The following is a 16,829-nucleotide window of genomic DNA, read 5'->3' on the forward strand; positions in this document are numbered from 1 at the left end:
ACAGGGGTCAAGGGGACGAGTTTGTCCGTGTCATGGCGCGCCGTCAATCGTTGGCGGGAAGTGTCCGGTTGATGACAGTTCCAGCAGTCAAATTCCTGCTATCTTTGCCAGCGAAAACCGGCCATGCCGAATAAAAGTGATCAAGGAGACGAGATGAACGATGCAATTGGCGCCCAGCCTTTGTGGACACCCAACCCCGCGACCGTGGGGGAGACCCGCATGGCGCAGCTGATCGCTGCGCAGCGCAAGGTAAATTATGCGGCGCTGTGGCAATGGTCGGTCGATCAGCCAGAGGCTTTCTGGTCTGAACTCTGGGATTTCTGCGGCGTGGTGGGCGACAAGGGGGGGACGGTGTTGCGCCATGGCGACAAAATGCCCGGCGCCCAATGGTTTCCCGAGGCCCGGTTGAACTACGCCGAAAATGTTTTGCAGCGCCGCGATGACAGTGAAGCGCTGGTGTTCTGGGGCGAAGACAAGGTCAAGCGACGCATGACACGGGCCGAACTGGTTGCCGAGGTGGGCCGTTTTCAGCAATTCCTGAGGGCCGCCGGGGTGGGCGAGGGCGACCGGGTCGCCGGCTATCTGCCCAACCTGCCGGAAACCTTGATTGCCATGCTGGCGGCCACCGCGCTGGGTGCCATCTGGTCATCGGCGTCACCTGACTTTGGCGTGCAGGGGGTGCTCGACCGTTTTGGCCAGATCGAGCCAAAAGTGCTGATCTGCGTCGATGGCTATTGGTACAACGGCAAAGCGGTCGATTGTCTGGCGAAAAACGCAGAAATCGTGGCCAAAATGCCGACCTTGCTCCAGGTTGTGGTCGTACCTTACCTCGATTCGGCTCCGGATTTGAGCGGCATTGCCCATGCCATCGGCTGGAACGAGCTTCCCGCGGTCAACCCGAAAAATGCGCCAATTTTCAAAAGAGTCGCCTTCGATCATCCATTGTTCATCATGTTCTCCAGCGGTACGACCGGCGTGCCGAAGTGCATCGTTCATTGCCACGGCGGGGTGCTGCTCCAGCATTGGAAAGAGCATCAATTGCACAGCGATGTGCGGCCCGGTGATCGGCTGTTCTACTTCACCACCTGCGGCTGGATGATGTGGAACTGGCTGGTCTCCGGGCTTGGCTGCGGCGCCACCTTGCTGCTGTACGACGGCTCGCCCTTTGCCGCAGGCGGCACCGTGCTGTTCGATTACGCCGCTGCCGAGAAGATGAGGCACTTCGGCACCTCGGCCAAATTCATCGATGCTGCTGCCAAGCTTGGTCTGACGCCGGGCAAGACACATGAACTCGGCGCCCTGCGGGCCATGTTCTCGACCGGCAGCCCACTGTCGCCAGAAGGCTTTGACTGGGTATATCGCGAGATCAAGCCGGACATTCTGCTGGCTTCGATTTCGGGCGGTACGGATATCGTGTCCTGCTTCGTGCTCGGTAATCCGGTGCTGCCGGTGTATCGCGGCGAAATCCAGTGCCGCGGCCTCGGCATGGCAGTCGATGTGTTTGATGATACAGGTCGGTCGATACGTGGCGAAAAGGGTGAACTGGTGTGCACCAGGCCATTCCCGGCCATGCCGGTGGGCTTCTGGAACGACCCGGACGGCAAGAAATATCACGCGGCCTATTTTGAACGCTTCGACAATATCTGGTGCCATGGCGATTTTTCGGAGCTGACGACGCACGATGGCGTGATCATTTACGGTCGTTCCGATGCAACGCTGAATCCTGGCGGGGTGCGTATTGGTACGGCGGAAATCTACCGCCAGGTTGAGTCGCTACCGGAAATTCTCGAAGCACTGGTTATCGGCCAGGACTGGCCACCCGGCAGGAACGAAGATGTGAGAGTCGTGCTTTTCGTCCGCTTGCGTGACGGCGAGGTGCTGGACGCCGGGTTGATCGAGCGAATCAAGAAACAGATCCGCGACAACACCACGCCGCGCCATGTGCCCAGCAAGGTCGTTCAGGTGCAGGACATTCCGCGAACCAAGTCGGGCAAGATTGTCGAACTTGCCGTGCGCAATGTCGTCGGTGAGCAACCGGTCAAGAATATCGAAGCGCTGGCGAATCCGGAAGCATTGGAATACTTCCGGGGACGTTCGGAACTCGCCAGCTAAAGCCGATCAGGCTCTGCCGAGGATGGCGCGACGGGCCAGCCGTGTAGCCAGTTGCACGAATGAACCGAAGCTGGCCGAGAGCCGGCCCAGCCCCGCTGTGATTCGCTGGCTGGCCTCGGGGCCTTCGATCCAGCGATAGAAAAGCGTGGCTACGCCAATGCTGGTCGCCATCGTCAGCATCAGCGCGAAAACGGTAGATATTGGTGAAGATAGGCCGAGCAGGGCATAGACGCAGTTGGCCAGCAGTAATACCGGGAAGTGCACCAGGAAAATCGAATAGGAGATCTGGCCGAGAAAGGCTAGTGGCTTGGTATCGGGCCAGGTTTCGAGCAGACCGGTACGGCGGCTGAAGCCCAGTAACAGGGCGATCACAAGGGCAAGCGCGATGCGCAGGCGGAAATCGAGGACCAATGCAGCCATGACGATGGTTAGAATCACACCGAGCCAGGCCGAAAGTTGCCGGCGGTCAGAGGCCCACCAGGCGGCAGCGCCTAGCCCGTAGGAGCCAAAAAAGTAGATTGCCCAGTTGTCCCAACTGGCGTCGCGGTTGAACCAGAACAGTGAGACGATAGTCATGCCCAGCACCAGCGCCGGGGCGACGATGTTGCGGCGGCCAAGCCAGAGCAGCGTGGCCATCAGCGCGAAGAGCTGGAAGTCGATGGCGATGTACCAGACTCCGGCCGATAACGAATCGAAGCCCAGCAGGCTGTGCAGCAAGGCTGCGTGGGCCAGCCATTGCACGAAGGTCGCGCGGGCAGGGATGGCTTCGTCATCCAGCCACTGGTTGGCGATGGCGGAGGCGATAATGGCCAGGCCGATGGCCGCCAGATAGGGAACCGCCAGCCGCAGGTATCGCTTCCAGATTAATGGCAGCGGGGAAACCGACAGCGCCTGACCTTCCGCTGACAGGCCTCGGGCAGCGAGAAACCCGGCAATGACCAGGAAAACCTGTACGGCCATGCGGCAATATTCGAAGATCCAGCCGGAGATCGCCGGGAACGCGTCGCGTGCTGCTTCGGCGAGGGGGCCGTAGGATGAAAAGTGGTTGAGCAGGACGAGCAGCGCCGCGATCGCCTTCAAAGCGTCGATCAGCGGCATGCGGTTGGCGGGTTTGCTCATGGGTCGGAGTTTACACGCATTGCTGCAGTGCACCAAAATAAATCAGGCTTGTTTTGTAAGGATTAGTTAAACAAAACGCGCGACGAACGATTCGGTGTACATGGCGGGCAAATTAATCCAGACCCGGTGGCCGCTACCCGGCGCCACGGTGACGGTTTCACCCTTCTTGTTCTCCATGTGGGTGAGTGTGAACACATGGTTGCCGGACGGGTGGACGCATTCCAGCTTGTCGCCGATCGAAAAGCGGTTTTTGACATCGATTTCCATCAGGCCACGCGTGGCGTCAAACTGAATCGCATCGCCCACGTAGAGGCTGCGGTCGGATTCAGAGCTGCCGCGCAGGTAGTTCTGGTAATCGGCATCGTGATGACGCTGCAGGAAACCGTCGGTGTAGCCCCGGTTGGCGAGGCCCTCCAGCTCACGGAGCAGGGCCGGATCAAGCGGCTTGCCGGCGACGGCGTCGTCAATCGTCTGGCGATAAACTTGCGAGGTGCGGGCGACGTAATACGGGCTCTTGGTGCGGCCTTCGATCTTCAGCGAGTCGATGCCGATCTCGACCAGGCGATGCACGTGCTCGATGGCGCGCAAATCCTTGGAGTTCAGGATGTAGGTGCCGTGCTCGTCTTCTTCGATGGGCATCAGCTCGCCGGGGCGCTGCTTTTCTTCGAGCAGGATTTCCTGTTCGTTTTTGAGCATTTTTGCCGGTTGACCGTCGGAAGTCGTCACCTTGTAGTCCCAGCGGCAGGAGTTGGTGCACGTGCCCTGGTTCGGATCGCGGTGATTGAAATAACCGGAGAGCAGGCAGCGGCCGGAGTAGGCGATGCACAGCGCGCCGTGGACGAAGACTTCCAGTTCGATGTCCGGGCAGCGCTGGCGGATTTCGGCGACTTCGTCGAGCGACAGTTCGCGCGACAAAATGATGCGCTGGACGCCCATTTTCTGCCAGAAGCGAACGGCGGCCCAATTAACTGTGTTGGCCTGCACCGACAGGTGAACAACTTGTTCCGGCCAGGTTTCGCGCACCATGTCGATCAGGCCGGGGTCGGACATGATCAGCGCATCGGGTTTCAGCGCGATGACCGGGGCCATGTCGGAGAGATAGGTTGGCAGCTTGGCGTTGTGCGGGATGATGTTGCTGACGACAAAAAACTGCTTGCCGCGGGCGTGTGCTTCGTTGATACCTTCGCCCAGTTTGGCCAGATCGCCGAACTCGTTATTGCGCACGCGCAGGCTATAGCGCGGCTGCCCGGCGTAGATGGCATCGGCGCCAAAATCGAAGGCGGTGCGCATCATCTCGAGTGAGCCGGCCGGCGCGAGGAGTTCAGGGGCTTTGGTCATAGTAGAATGGGGCAAAACCGCGCATTGTAGAGACTATGTCTGAAGAAATCCTGATCAATTTCACACCGCAGGAAACGCGCGTTGCTGTCATGCAACAAGGCGTTGTCCAGGAGTTGCATATCGAGCGCACAGCCAGTCGCGGTCTGGTTGGCAATGTGTATCTGGGGCGCGTCTGTCGCATCCTGCCCGGCATGCAGTCAGCGTTCATCGATGTCGGGCTGGATCGCACGGCATTTTTGCATGTTGCGGACATCTGGCAACCGCGCGAAACGGCCACCGAACGGCCCATCGAGAAGATTCTGCATGACGGCCAAAGCATTCTCGTTCAGGTCGTCAAGGATCCGATCGGCACCAAGGGTGCCCGACTGTCAACGCAGGTTTCCATCGCTGGCCGCATGCTGGTACACCTGCCGCAGGAAAAACACATCGGCATCTCGCAGCGTATCGAGTCCGAGGCAGAGCGCGAAATTCTGCGCGAAAAGATTACACGCCTGGTGCCGGATGATGAACCGGGGGGCTTTATTGTCCGGACGATGGCTGAAAGCGCCAGTGACGAAGAGTTCGTCACCGATATCGCCTATTTGCGCAAAACCTGGGCAGATATTCGTGACAAGGCCAGAGTTTCGCCGCCCCCGACCATGCTGTATCAGGAGCTTTCGCTTGGCCAGCGCGTGCTGCGTGACTTCGTCAATCCCGAAACGACACGCATGTTCATCGACTCTCGGGAGAATTTTCAGAAATTAACGGCATTTGCGCAGGAATATACGCCCGCGGTGATGCCCTTGCTGGAACACTACACCGGCCAACGCCCCTTGTTCGATCTGCATGGTGTCGAGGACGAGATTCAGAAGGCGTTGGCTCGTCGGGTCGATCTGAAGTCCGGGGGTTACCTGATCATGGATCAGACCGAGGCGATGACGACCATCGACGTGAACACCGGTGGTTTCGTCGGAGTACGTAATTTTGACGACACCATTTTCAAGACCAATCTCGAAGCGGCAGTCACCATCGCCCGCCAGCTACGCCTGCGCAATCTGGGTGGCATCATCATTGTCGACTTCATCGACATGGAAAATGAGGAGCACAAGAAAGCCGTCCTCGATGAGTTCAACAAGGCGTTGGCCAGTGACCACACCCGACTGACGGTCAATGGCTTCACTGCGCTTGGGCTGGTCGAAATGACCCGCAAGCGGACGCGTGAATCTTTGGCACACGTACTCTGCCAGCCTTGTCCAACCTGCGGCGGACGGGGCGAAGTGAAGACGGCACGTACCGTCGCTTACGAAATTCTTCGCGAGTTGCTGCGCGAGGCACGCCAGTTCAATGCCCGTGAATACCGCATCCTCGCCGGTCCCGCCGTCGTTAACCTCTTCCTCGACGAAGAGTCACAGGCGCTGGCCATGCTTTCCGATTTCATCGGCAAACCCGTTTCGTTGCAGTCCGAGCCCAGCTATTCGCCAGAGCAGTACGACATTGTTCTGATGTGAGGTTTCGTGGCGTCCCGCCACGGCTCACTTGCCACGCGAAAACACCGATAAAACAAGGAGTTTTCGGGTTTCGTTGATTTTCAGGTCTCTTGACGTCTCACCCCGTACTGCCAGAATTTGGTAGCTGGAGTGGTAGCTAGATAGGTAGCTGCTACACCAGAACAACCGGGGGTACACATGGCACGAGACAAAGGGCTGCTATCGGACCTGCAGATCAGGCACTGGATCAAGGCGGGCACGCCACTGGCCAAGACTGACGGCAATGGTCTGACCTTCACGCTGTCCGCTGCCGGAGCGGCAGGCTGGATTCTTCGCTACAGCCACGGTGGCCGCCGACGCGAGCTGTCGATTGGCCGCTACCCCGACATCAGCCTGGCTGATGCGCGCGGAATCGCCACCATCAAGCGCGCCGAGATCATGCAAGGCCGCAACCCTGCCGCCGACAAGCAGAAAGCCAAGGCCACCGCGGCAAAGGACTGGACGGTGCGCGAGCTGGTCAAGGACTACCGGGCCAAAAAGCTCGTGAGCCTGGCCGAGAGCACGCAGGTGAGTTATGGGCGCCACCTCAAGCGCATCGAGAACCGGCTCGGTGCGCTGACCGTGCGCGAGATCGAGGCATCGGACGTAATTGCGCTGATCGAGGCCAGCTCGCTGACCTGGGGCGAGTCCAATATGCTGCTGATCACCACCAAATGCCTGTTCACCCACGCTTGCGGCAAGCGCCTGGTCAACACCAACCCGTGCCACGGCATCATGCTTTCGGCGCTGCTGGGCGAGCGGCCACCGAAACGACAACGCTTGATGCTGACCAGGGAAGAACTGCACCTTCTCTTGAACGCCGGCATGCGCAAGCGCAATTCGCTGATCATCCGCATCCTGCTGGCCACCGCTGTGCGCAGCGCGGAACTCTACAAGGCGAAGTGGGAGGACGTTTACCTCGACGAGGCGCGCTGGCGCATCCCGAAAAGCAAGACCGGCCCTGCGATGGATATCCCGCTGGCGCCTGTCGTCGTCGGGTGGTTCCGGGAACTGCGAGAGATGGCCGGCGAGTCGGCCTATGTGCTGCCCGCCTGGACACGGGGCCGCGCTGCGCGAAACGGTGGCGATACCCACGTCAGCAAGGACAGCATCCGTGAAACGATCGGCTACTGGCTCGACACCGACAAGCCGGCGGTGCGCCGCTTCACGCCGCACGACCTGCGCAGCACGATGAAGTCACACATGCGGGCGCTGGGTGTGCCGAGGGACATCTCCGAGATGTGCCTAAATCACAAGCTGTCGGGCGTGGAGGGGATTTACGACCAACATACCTACTTCGACGAGCGCAAGGAGGCATTGGAAAAGTGGGCTCAATTTCTTGTGGCATGCGAGTCCGCGAGCAATGCGGTGCCGATCACTGTGGCAAAGGCAGTTCAAGGGCCTGATTGAATGGTTGAGGAGCAATGCGAGGCACTGCGTGGCGGCAGAAGTTCAAGAAATGCGGCTCGTTTAAGGATGAGGTGCAGGCAATTGCCAAGGCTCAGCGTGGGCAGAGTAGACGGCTGCAGGTCGGCCAATCCGGCCGTTGAGGGTAAGTCGGACGTAGGGCGGATGTCGCACAGTTTGCTGCCGTTGGCGGGCTGGCATCCCTGAGCGCACCTCGCCCCGCGGCATACCGGACATATGCCTAGCCAAAGAGCGCTTGGCGCATCGGGAAATCACCACCAGCATGCTCTTCCGTCACAACTTGATCGACATTCTGCACCACAAGCTACCCAGCAAGGTCAAATACCGATGGCGACCGCGTCGCCATGATCGAAGAGCGACACCGACGACGATAATCTATGTAGTTTGCCTACTCAAACAGCTTGAATCCCTTGTGCATCAAATTGAAAACAAACTGACAAAGTAGAATTACCTAGGTATCCGAACAATCTTTCGTTCTGCGTCGGATTTACGCAGTTCTATTGTCTTGATGATCCAATACGCTGCAAATACCCACACGGCGGCCCATTCGACACCAAGGATGAAGATGTTTGTCTTTGTTTCAAACACGTAATGACCAAAGTTGAGGACAAGAGCAGCAGTGGACGGCAAGGCGACCATGAGAACTCCGAGAAGCCAGTAGGTCCACTTGTAGCGTCTTCTAACTGTCAAGTCAGTGACTAGGTGTAATGTATCTCCAGAGCGCCTGATGCAAACGTACGCTATGGCGACAAAGAAAAGGATTGCACAAGTTCCGTGCAACACTGGATTCGTATATGTGATGGGGGCATATTCCGGTCCCTCCATTGGGAAGATAGCTATCCCAATGGAAAGAATTCCAGCCACGTTCAGAGCGATGTTTTCTCTTGAAGTGAATCCCTTGTAGAGATAGAGAAAAGAGCCAATTGCGAAAAGTCCACCGACAAACGCGTTTCTCATCGGGGTGTGATAGTAAGCGCTGAGCGAGCCCTGAAGCTCCGTCCCCGCAATTACGCCCCCGCCAATACATAGCAGTAGTGGAAATAGTAGCGCGATGACCCCCATACCCAGGCGCAACCCAAAGTATGTTGACAGCACATGCCGCTGGAGACTCTCGTCGAATTGGTCGATTTGTTCCATGACTTTTCTCCTGAGTTTGATTACCGCATCAGTCATGCCTGAATTGGAATAGCTGGCAAACTTTGGTTGGCTTCTACGTTAACTATCTTAGGGGGCCGAAAATAACGAGACTTGAACAGATCATTCCTGTTGCAAACAACGATATCCACATAAACACTTTCGCCAACGATCCCCATTCTTTCCAGTTTGTTGTCCGAACTCCCGAATTAAGCAGAACGGCAAATGCGCCGCCGTTACTTAGAATGCCTATCCAGACTGTATCGGACGGATAAATTTTGTCTTGCTGCGACTGCAAGCCAAAAAAGTAGCAGAGCGCGAGTGATAGGTAGGCCATTCCCAAGAGCCGGAGGAAAATCTCTGGCTGTTGAACAGGGAATCCCAGTTTTCGGAGCCCATCCAACGGAATCAACATTAGTGGAATGGACCAAAGCAATAATGTGAGTGCAATCTTTACGACGAGCACTATTTCCAAAGGCTGCATATGCTGCATGTACTCTCCTCACATTCTTGTCTTTACTCATGTTAGCCATTGTTGAATGGGGGCAATGCACAAAAACCCCTGAACAATATTCTTTTGGAATGGATTGCTATGACTATATTAAAGTTCAAATAGATTGTCGTCCGTCTTCTATATAGTTGATTATTATGTGTATTTTACGGCTATGTGACCAATGAGGAAGGTGTTGAATGAATCGTTAAAGGTCCATAAGCAAGAGAAGCTACTGTAATGGCTGTGCCGAACGCAGCGAGGAATTAGCTACAGGGACTGTGAATACTATTTCACCGATCATGGTGGCATGGGGAGTGCCCGCGAGGCTAAACCCCTCGCTGAAGTTAACCTCCAACTGCTTGGCCTATCACGGACATCTGGGAAACATAGTCGTCTCGGCCAAGTTGTTCCCGGTCCCTTTGCTCGAACGTTGACGCTGTAGAAAACTCCATTCCCAGCCCGATTCCTGGCGAAAAATACCGCCGGTCTGACTTGCGCCATTTTGCGTTTTCATGCCTTTGAACTGGCCGACCGCAGCATACTTTCTTCAGGCTGGCCTGCGTCTCTGAATAAGATAGCTTTCTTCTCCCTCCTATAACCCGTGGCCTAGTTAGGGGTCATAATTAAGATGCTTTCGCACCTCACACTCAAGGGAGGGATTCCAGATGAACTGCCCCATTTATGCTGACTCAGTTGCAATCTTTGAGGCCGCTCGCGCGGCCTCCGATATTTATCTGACACATGAGAAGTCAGACTTTACTTACCGACGGACGGTGGAGCAATTTAGCCGACTTACCGGCGAGCTAGCTGCAGGCGTACGATACATTGATGAGGGAAGAACGGCCATAGTTGCCGTTCGTGGAACATCCCTTATAGGAAACTGGGTGTTCACTAATTTCCAGGCACACTTCACTCAGTTCAATATTGTTGACGATAGCTTGTCGGCTGCTCCATCAACACGCTACCAGGGCGGCAATTATCGCACTCCAATTGCAGGCGCGCTGCATCAAGGGTTCTTTCGAGCCTTTAGCTGGTTGTGGTACGGGACCGAGCCAATACTCGGAAACACCGAGCCCTCACATCGAATTGGGGTTATCCGCCTGAGACGGTATGTAGCGCTCTTTATTGTCGCGCCTCTGCTTCTATGGCCCGCCACCGGATCTGTGGCAATTGCTGCTGTTATCGCTATGGCACTCGCATTCGTCTTTGTTACAACTGAATCGGGCGTGTGGGGGGATATTTTTAGACTAAGGCCGAAGATTACCGGTGATGATCCATATCGCCAAATGGCGTCACTCAATTCATGTGACCACGTCATATTCACCGGCCACAGTTTGGGAGGTGCTATAGCGGCAATAGCATTCGCCATGTATCGCTCCTGGTGTCAGGGTGACAATGATCGCAAGGACAACTCAATGTTAGTCACTTTTGGCGCCCCTCGAATCGGCGACATTGGATTCATGGAGGACTTCAGCTCGGTCCATAGCGGGCGATTCTGTCATGTTATTCATCCGGGCGATCCTGTTCCTGAGCTTCCACCAAATGGGCTCTTCGAACTCTGGCACCGCCGAATTTGGACACGCGGCATTTTGGGCCTTATCGTCGTTTTGCTGTTTCCCTGCTGGGCTGCGATCGGAAAGCTTTACGTTGCCAATCGAGCAGCGCGTTGGACCGCGGGCGGCCAGTGCGTGCTGGAGGGTTCGTCAACACTTGCTTTCTCAAATCACAGCATGCAGGACGTCTACTTTGCCTGGGCAAGTGCCCAACTCCACCCAGCTGAAGCCCAACTCAATCATTGTTAAACGTCCGCTTTGTCAAAACTTTACTGACCGCATAAAGGTACGGTCACCAATCAAGTCTGATGACGCTTAACAAGGAAGGGCCTGTAAAAGGAGTTTTGTCTAACCGATGTACAAAATTCATGCGCAGACCGGGAACTCTGAGAATGCCATCGACGTCAAAGAAGTGCATTTGCATATACGATTTGACTGCCACGGTGAGCCTAAGAAATAACAATCTGTTGTAGGCAAACAGTATATTGAGCTAGAGAGGTCTCAATCTCTGATCACGACTCCGGATCCAAACCGCAGCAGGGGGATGACATGGCAAACAAAAATGCACCGTTTCACCCGATCATCTAGTCCGCGGCTAACCGATCATTGCTGGCCAAAGCGGGATGGGACTCGAACGGCAGAATTGGCCGAGCTACAGCCTGTGGTTGGGCGCGTCGAGTGCCGCTCGATCCAAGCCCTTTCAGTCAATGAGATTTCCTATACCGTTTATCCGATTGAGATTGCTGCCATCGTGCCATTCGGACTTTTCTGGTTCATCAAGACAGCCGAAATCTCACTGTCTGAATTCGACCAAGGCGTGCCGCCAAAGCTACCTACAACGGACATCGAAGGGAACAACGCATGATCAATGGCCCTGTCTGGGACGAACGCCAGCTCGACGGCATATCGCCAACCATCCTCGCCATTGGCGATTCCTGGTTCTGGTACCCCTTCAACAACCTCGCCAATCCGCTCCACAGGATTCTCAACCGAAGCCGCGAGCACATCATCCTCGTCCGCGGACGAAACGGTGCCACCACGTCGGAGTACGTCAAGGGGCGCGTCCGCGAGCAGATCGAATGGGATCTCGACAAGGCTCAAGGCTACGGCCGGACCATCCAGGCAGTATTCCTATCCGGCGGCGGAAACGACTTTGCCGGCCCGGACGATATGGGCAGCATCCTGAATCCCGACTGCAGTGCGTTTTCCCGCCCTGCTGAATGCTATCGACCCGAGCAGCCAGACAAACTGATGGCCCGCGCCGTTAGCAACCTCGCGGAGGTCGCCGGTCTCGTCGCCGATAAACTGCCAGGAATACCCGTCCTCATCCACGGCTACGACTATGCCAGCCCCTGCGGAAAGGATTTCTACGGCTTAGGCCAGTGGCTCCAATATCCAATGGATACCGCAAAAATCAACCGGGGCATCCAACAAGGTGTCGTCAACGACCTCCTTGATTCCTTCGCGGAAATATTAAACGAAGCAGCGAAAGACGGCAAAAACATCCACACAGTCAATTGTCTTGGTACGCTGAAATCCGAGGAGTGGGCCAATGAACTGCACCCCATCCGATCCGGGTTTACTAAGTTGGCCAGAAAATGGGCTCCCGTGCTCCAGGCAACCAGATTGATTCCCTAAGCACCGGCAGTTCTACCTCGTATTCTTCCGTCCCCCACAAGCAAAAAATGAACGACAAATCTCTGGCCGCACTTTCTCTGGCAATCTTGCTTGCCGGCAATCCAGAGGTTTTGCTCGCCCAATCGACAACCCCAATTCCACCTGTATTGCTGGCCGTCGGCGACATCGCCGATTGCGGGCCGGGTGCGGCCAAGACTGCAAAACTGGTCGAATCCAGGCCAGGTCTAATACTGGCGCTTGGTGATTTGGCTTATCCCAATGGGAGTCAATCCGACTTCAAGCGTTGCTTTATGCCAACCTGGGGGCCATTCGTTAAACGAATGAAAGCGGTGCCCGGCAACCACGAGTACATGACCAACGGAGCCAAGCCGTTTTTCACGACGCTAGGCGAATCCGCAGGCCCCGCAGGTAAAGGATATTTCAGCTTTGATTTTCATGACTGGCATATCGTCGGCTTGAACAGCCACACCAAAATCGACGAGAACTCACCGCAAATCCAATGGCTCAAGCGCGATCTTGAAACCTCCTCGGCGCGCTGCATACTCGCCTTCGTGCACCTCCCTCGCTTCAGCTCCGGAGAGGGCGGAGACAACGACGATGTTGATGCCGCCTGGCGCTTGCTGCAGCAAGCGGGGGCAAGTCTGATGCTGGTTGGCCATGACCACATCTATGAGCGCTTTGCGCCGCTGGATGCAGAGGGAAAACTCGACAAGATAAATGGCATGCGTAGCTTTACTGTGGGAACGGGGGGCGCCTACCTGGACCAGAAACCATGGTGGCAACGCAGCAATTCAGAAGCGCTCATAACAAGCCAATGGGGCATCCTTAAACTGGAATTGAACGCAACCAGTTACAAGTGGTCGTTCATCAACATTGATGAGAAAGTTATGGATTCAGGTCAAATGGATTGTCGACAACGAATTGTTCAGCCTCGCTAGGAATAGCGCATATCTCACTATTTTTATCGGATCTATGAATCGATATGCGGAAATCAAAGGGTGTTCGAATAATTATTGCTGTCAACCAGTTTGGGCTGTGCGTATTGGAGTTGAGAGAGCAAAATGAAAGCACTGATTTTAATACTTGGATTAATGCCCATTGTTTCAAATGCTTCGAGTGCTTGCAGCATTGTTTATAATGAAGATTTAAGCGCAGTAATTGAAGCCGCTGCTGAAGTTAAAGCAATGATTGGAAACGATAGTGAGTATTTAAAATTTGAGCGCAAATTTTCACCCAAGGCTCAAAAAGAAATTACAAGTCAGGAAACGTAAGATATGTCGGATTACTTCATGTTTTGGATGAAAGGCTTAAAGCTGAATTGGGGTACGGCCTAGATAAAATTCATGAAAACTGTAGGTAAGACCAAAGTGGTTGACAAAGTTCTCCTGCTTATCAGCATCATAGTTCTTGCTGCCACCCAGTTTGGTTGTGCGTATTGGAGTTAAGAGAGCCAAAATGAAAGCGCTGATTTTAATGCTCAGTTTGATGCCAATGGTTTCAAGTGCTTCAAGCGATTGCAGCATTGTTGATAATGAAGCCTTGAAATCTGTGATTGAAACAGCGGTTGAGGTTAAGGCAATGGTTGAAAACGATGATGACTATTTAAAGTTTGGGGATACATTTTCTTCTAAAGTACAAAAAGAAATCAATTCTCATGCACTTGAACCAATTAATTTCAATGAAGTGAAACACCGGCTTGATTATCATACTCTTGGGAATGTGGAAATCGAAACAAAAGATTATGATGGTTCTAGCATACTAGTAACAGGAAGTGCGATTAAAGTTGGAAAAAGTTGTGTGCTTACTACGGCTCACACCTTTTATGGGTCAGGATTTCAGGAGACGCAATCAAGCAACCAAGGCAAATTCAATGAGAATATTGCATTTGTGATTGGTTCGGGCAAAGATGCAAAAAAACATAAAGCATCGGTCTTTTTCCAAATGACGAAAGAGGGCATTGACTTCAAAACCGAAAATTATAGAGAAATAACAATTGCTGATGGAACCGAAAGGATTGTCAGGAAAAGAGTTTTTAAAGGGCATCATGACTTGATTTTATTGAGGCTTGAAAATTATAGCGATCAATATTTCAAGAAAACTTTGCCGATCAATCCGAAAAAGCTATTTAATGGTGTGGATGAAGAGGTTGGGAAAAAAATATCATGCCATGGGTCTCCTGTGCACATGACAAGCAAAATTTACGGCTCTTGCAAGGGGAGTGATTTTAAATGGAAGCAAGAAAATGCCAGAGTTTTTGCTGATGACACCAACTCGATGCATGGAGTTTATACGAATACGGCATTCTCAGAAGGGATGTCTGGAGGCCCTTGTTATCTCAACGATAATCCTGAGAAAGTATTTGCTCTGATTTCAAATTCCTATGGAAGGGATCACAAAGGTAATTTAGAATTACCGGTTGTCAAATTTAATACATTTAATTATAAGGCAGGAAATGTAAGGTATGTTGGAATGCTTCATGTATTAGATGAAAGACTTAAAGCTGAACTGGGTTATGGCCTAGATAAAATTTCAGAAAATTGTAAGTAAAGCATTACCACGGTCAACCGGAATTTTCTCCAAAAATGAAGGAATGCCATGGCTTCTCCACTTCATGAAACAGCAGATTCAGTGTGCCCCACAGTGAAACAAACCGGCCGCAACCTCGTTGTCTGCTGTGACGGTACAGGCAACATCTGGAAACCCGGTCCGGACAAAACCAATGTTGCAAAGCTGTTCGAAGTGCTTGAAAAGTCGAATAGTCAGATTACCTATTACGACCCCGGCGTGGGCACCCCGGACGGCGCTCTTTCCGGCGATGAGGGTGGCGGTATTCCTTACCGCGAGACCTTGCGCCGCCTCGGGGGTTTGGCTTGGGGCGACGGGGTTTGGACGAATGTCGCAGAGGCTTATACCTTCCTGCTCCGCAACTACCAGCATGGCGACCGTATCTTCCTGTTCGGGTTCTCCCGGGGCGCATTTACCGCCCGTGCCGTTTCGGGGCTCATCCACATGTTCGGCCTGCTACGGGAAGGGCACGAGAATCTGATTCCATCGATTCTCCGTGTCTATCGAAGTAAGCAACCGTCTGAACGATCAAAAGCCGAGAGAGCAAGGGCCGCCAAGGAATTCAAGACAAACTTTGCCCGGCGGTTCTCCACCAGCGATGGTGCCACCACACAACACGTTCCGATTCACTTCATCGGTTGCTGGGACACCGTTGAGTCGGTCGGAATTTGGCAATTTCTTGGCGCAACCATTACCAGCGACCCATCCGTCAAACCGGGTTTTCATCACGTACGTCATGCGATGGCACTGGATGAGTTGCGTTGGTCCTTCAAGCCTCGCCTTTACACTCATCCCGCACGATTGCCCCCCGATGTGCGCCGAAGGAGTTTCAAACAGGTCTGGTTTCGTGGTGCTCATTCGGACATTGGCGGCGGCTACCGGGAGGCTGGCTTATCCAACATTCCCCTGCATTGGATGGCTCGGGAATCCTATGCCCTTGGCCTGTGTATCGACCTGGAGCGACTTGAAGCGGGGCACAAGACCAACCCCTTCGATGTGTTGCACGATCAGATACTCGCCATGCCCGCTTGGGTGCTGGCAGGCATGTTCCGGCGTGGCCTTCCACGCGACTTGCAGATTCACGACTCCGTCTACCTGCGTGAAAGTCGGGAGCCCCATTTTGGGCTACCTATCCCCGCAGATGCTATCCAAGCAGAAACGCTTCTTACAGTTGGAGCTGGCGGATCGCTGAACGGGGAAGCCGAGCACGACATTCCTACTGTCAACTCATTATCAAACAGCCTGCCCAAAAAGCAGTCGTACCCCCGCTGGTTCTTGCCAACGCTGGCAATCAGTGGGCTGGTAAGTATCGTCCTGATTCGCTCTAGTTTGGGTGCAGGAGTTACGTTGGCAACTGATTTCCAATTCGGCGTCAAACGTGGCCAATTTTCCAACCTTGGAGCAGCCTTGAGCGAGTGGCAGATTACAGAGCGTGTCAACGTAACGTCACTTCTGTGGATGGATATGCTGTTCATTGCCGCGTATTCGGTGTTTTTCACCTTGCTGCTTTTCATGCTTTTACGCTGGCGTAGCGAGAGGAGAGGTTACCCAAGCCCGACCCTGGGAAAATTTGCATGTGCCTCGGGCCTGGGATTTCCAATTTCCGACCTGATCGAAAACTGTCTGACCTTCAAGGCGCTTGATACCTATCTACTCCGGGATACCGGCGCACACTGGATTTCACCTGGCTTAATGGAAGGCATTTATTCGCTGGGGACAACCTTTGCCGCTACCGCCAAATTTGGTTTTTTGGGATTGCTGATAGCGATAATGTTTTATTGCCTGATGACAGGTTTTTTCGGGTGTTTCCCACGTGAAGAACATAGGTGCTCCACAGATTAAGGAGAGCAATCGTGAACTGGATATGCAACTTTGTTGCCAATATTGATCTAGTAAATCTAAAAAGCCGCTTGCACATTCTTAGCGGGACCGATGCCAACGTTG

At 54.0% G+C, this 16,829-nt stretch carries 14 protein-coding genes; 10 read left to right on the top strand and 4 right to left on the bottom strand.

Annotation, left to right across the window (positions count from 1 at the left end; genetic code table 11):
• The first annotated feature begins 153 nt into the window (after positions 1-153).
• Positions 154-2,112, top strand: coding sequence for an acetoacetate--CoA ligase (locus IPJ12_10470; protein ID MBK7647571.1), 1,959 nt, complete (start codon positions 154-156; stop codon positions 2,110-2,112).
• A gap of 6 nt (positions 2,113-2,118) precedes the next feature.
• Here the strand turns inward: IPJ12_10470 and IPJ12_10475 are convergent, their stop codons facing one another.
• Together IPJ12_10475 and IPJ12_10480 are read right to left on the bottom strand one after the other, a co-directional pair.
• The gene (locus tag IPJ12_10475) at positions 2,119-3,231 is read right to left on the bottom strand and encodes an acyltransferase (protein ID MBK7647572.1); all 1,113 of its coding nucleotides are present in this window, start codon (positions 3,229-3,231) and stop codon (positions 2,119-2,121) included.
• Positions 3,232-3,297: 66 nt separating this feature from the next.
• Positions 3,298-4,569 (bottom strand): tRNA 5-hydroxyuridine modification protein YegQ, encoded by a 1,272-nt coding sequence (locus tag IPJ12_10480; protein ID MBK7647573.1) that lies wholly within the window; start codon positions 4,567-4,569, stop codon positions 3,298-3,300.
• A 35-nt stretch (positions 4,570-4,604) separates the two neighbouring features.
• Here IPJ12_10480 and rng point away from each other — a divergent pair, with 35 nt between their 5' ends.
• A complete protein-coding gene (rng, locus tag IPJ12_10485) occupies positions 4,605-6,056 on the top strand; it encodes a ribonuclease G (protein ID MBK7647574.1) in 1,452 nt (483 codons plus the stop codon).
• A 177-nt stretch (positions 6,057-6,233) separates the two neighbouring features.
• Positions 6,234-7,484 carry a tyrosine-type recombinase/integrase gene (locus tag IPJ12_10490; GenBank protein MBK7647575.1) on the top strand — a complete coding sequence of 417 codons (1,251 nt, stop codon included), beginning with the start codon at positions 6,234-6,236 and terminating at the stop codon, positions 7,482-7,484.
• Positions 7,485-7,949: 465 nt separating this feature from the next.
• Here IPJ12_10490 and IPJ12_10495 read toward each other — a convergent pair whose 3' ends face one another.
• Positions 7,950-8,639, bottom strand: coding sequence for a hypothetical protein (locus IPJ12_10495; GenBank protein MBK7647576.1), 690 nt, complete (start codon positions 8,637-8,639; stop codon positions 7,950-7,952).
• Positions 8,640-8,721: 82 nt separating this feature from the next.
• Positions 8,722-9,129 (bottom strand): hypothetical protein, encoded by a 408-nt coding sequence (locus IPJ12_10500; GenBank protein MBK7647577.1) that lies wholly within the window; start codon positions 9,127-9,129, stop codon positions 8,722-8,724.
• 665 nt (positions 9,130-9,794) lie between these two features.
• On the opposite strand from IPJ12_10500, the gene IPJ12_10505 reads away from it, so the two are divergent.
• From IPJ12_10505 to IPJ12_10535, 7 genes are all read left to right on the top strand, one after another.
• Positions 9,795-10,931 (top strand): hypothetical protein, encoded by a 1,137-nt coding sequence (locus tag IPJ12_10505; protein ID MBK7647578.1) that lies wholly within the window; start codon positions 9,795-9,797, stop codon positions 10,929-10,931.
• 394 nt (positions 10,932-11,325) lie between these two features.
• Complete coding sequence (locus IPJ12_10510) at positions 11,326-11,547, top strand: hypothetical protein (protein ID MBK7647579.1); 222 nt, start codon at positions 11,326-11,328, stop codon at positions 11,545-11,547.
• Positions 11,544-12,320: an SGNH/GDSL hydrolase family protein gene (locus tag IPJ12_10515; GenBank protein MBK7647580.1), complete on the top strand. Its 777-nt coding sequence runs from the start codon at positions 11,544-11,546 to the stop codon at positions 12,318-12,320. Before IPJ12_10510 ends, IPJ12_10515 begins: the two co-directional genes overlap by 4 nt.
• Before the next feature lie 47 nt (positions 12,321-12,367).
• Positions 12,368-13,258 (top strand): metallophosphoesterase, encoded by an 891-nt coding sequence (locus IPJ12_10520; GenBank protein ID MBK7647581.1) that lies wholly within the window; start codon positions 12,368-12,370, stop codon positions 13,256-13,258.
• A 123-nt stretch (positions 13,259-13,381) separates the two neighbouring features.
• Positions 13,382-13,591: a hypothetical protein gene (locus IPJ12_10525; GenBank protein ID MBK7647582.1), complete on the top strand. Its 210-nt coding sequence runs from the start codon at positions 13,382-13,384 to the stop codon at positions 13,589-13,591.
• Positions 13,592-13,775: 184 nt separating this feature from the next.
• Entirely contained in the window at positions 13,776-14,867 is a 1,092-nt protein-coding gene (locus tag IPJ12_10530; protein ID MBK7647583.1) for a hypothetical protein, read from the top strand.
• A gap of 48 nt (positions 14,868-14,915) precedes the next feature.
• Positions 14,916-16,727, top strand: coding sequence for a DUF2235 domain-containing protein (locus IPJ12_10535; protein MBK7647584.1), 1,812 nt, complete (start codon positions 14,916-14,918; stop codon positions 16,725-16,727).
• Positions 16,728-16,829 lie beyond the last annotated feature (102 nt).

It is taken from the genome of Betaproteobacteria bacterium, assembly GCA_016709965.1.
GTDB classification, from domain to species: Bacteria; Pseudomonadota; Gammaproteobacteria; order Burkholderiales; family Rhodocyclaceae; genus Azonexus; species Azonexus amarohabitans.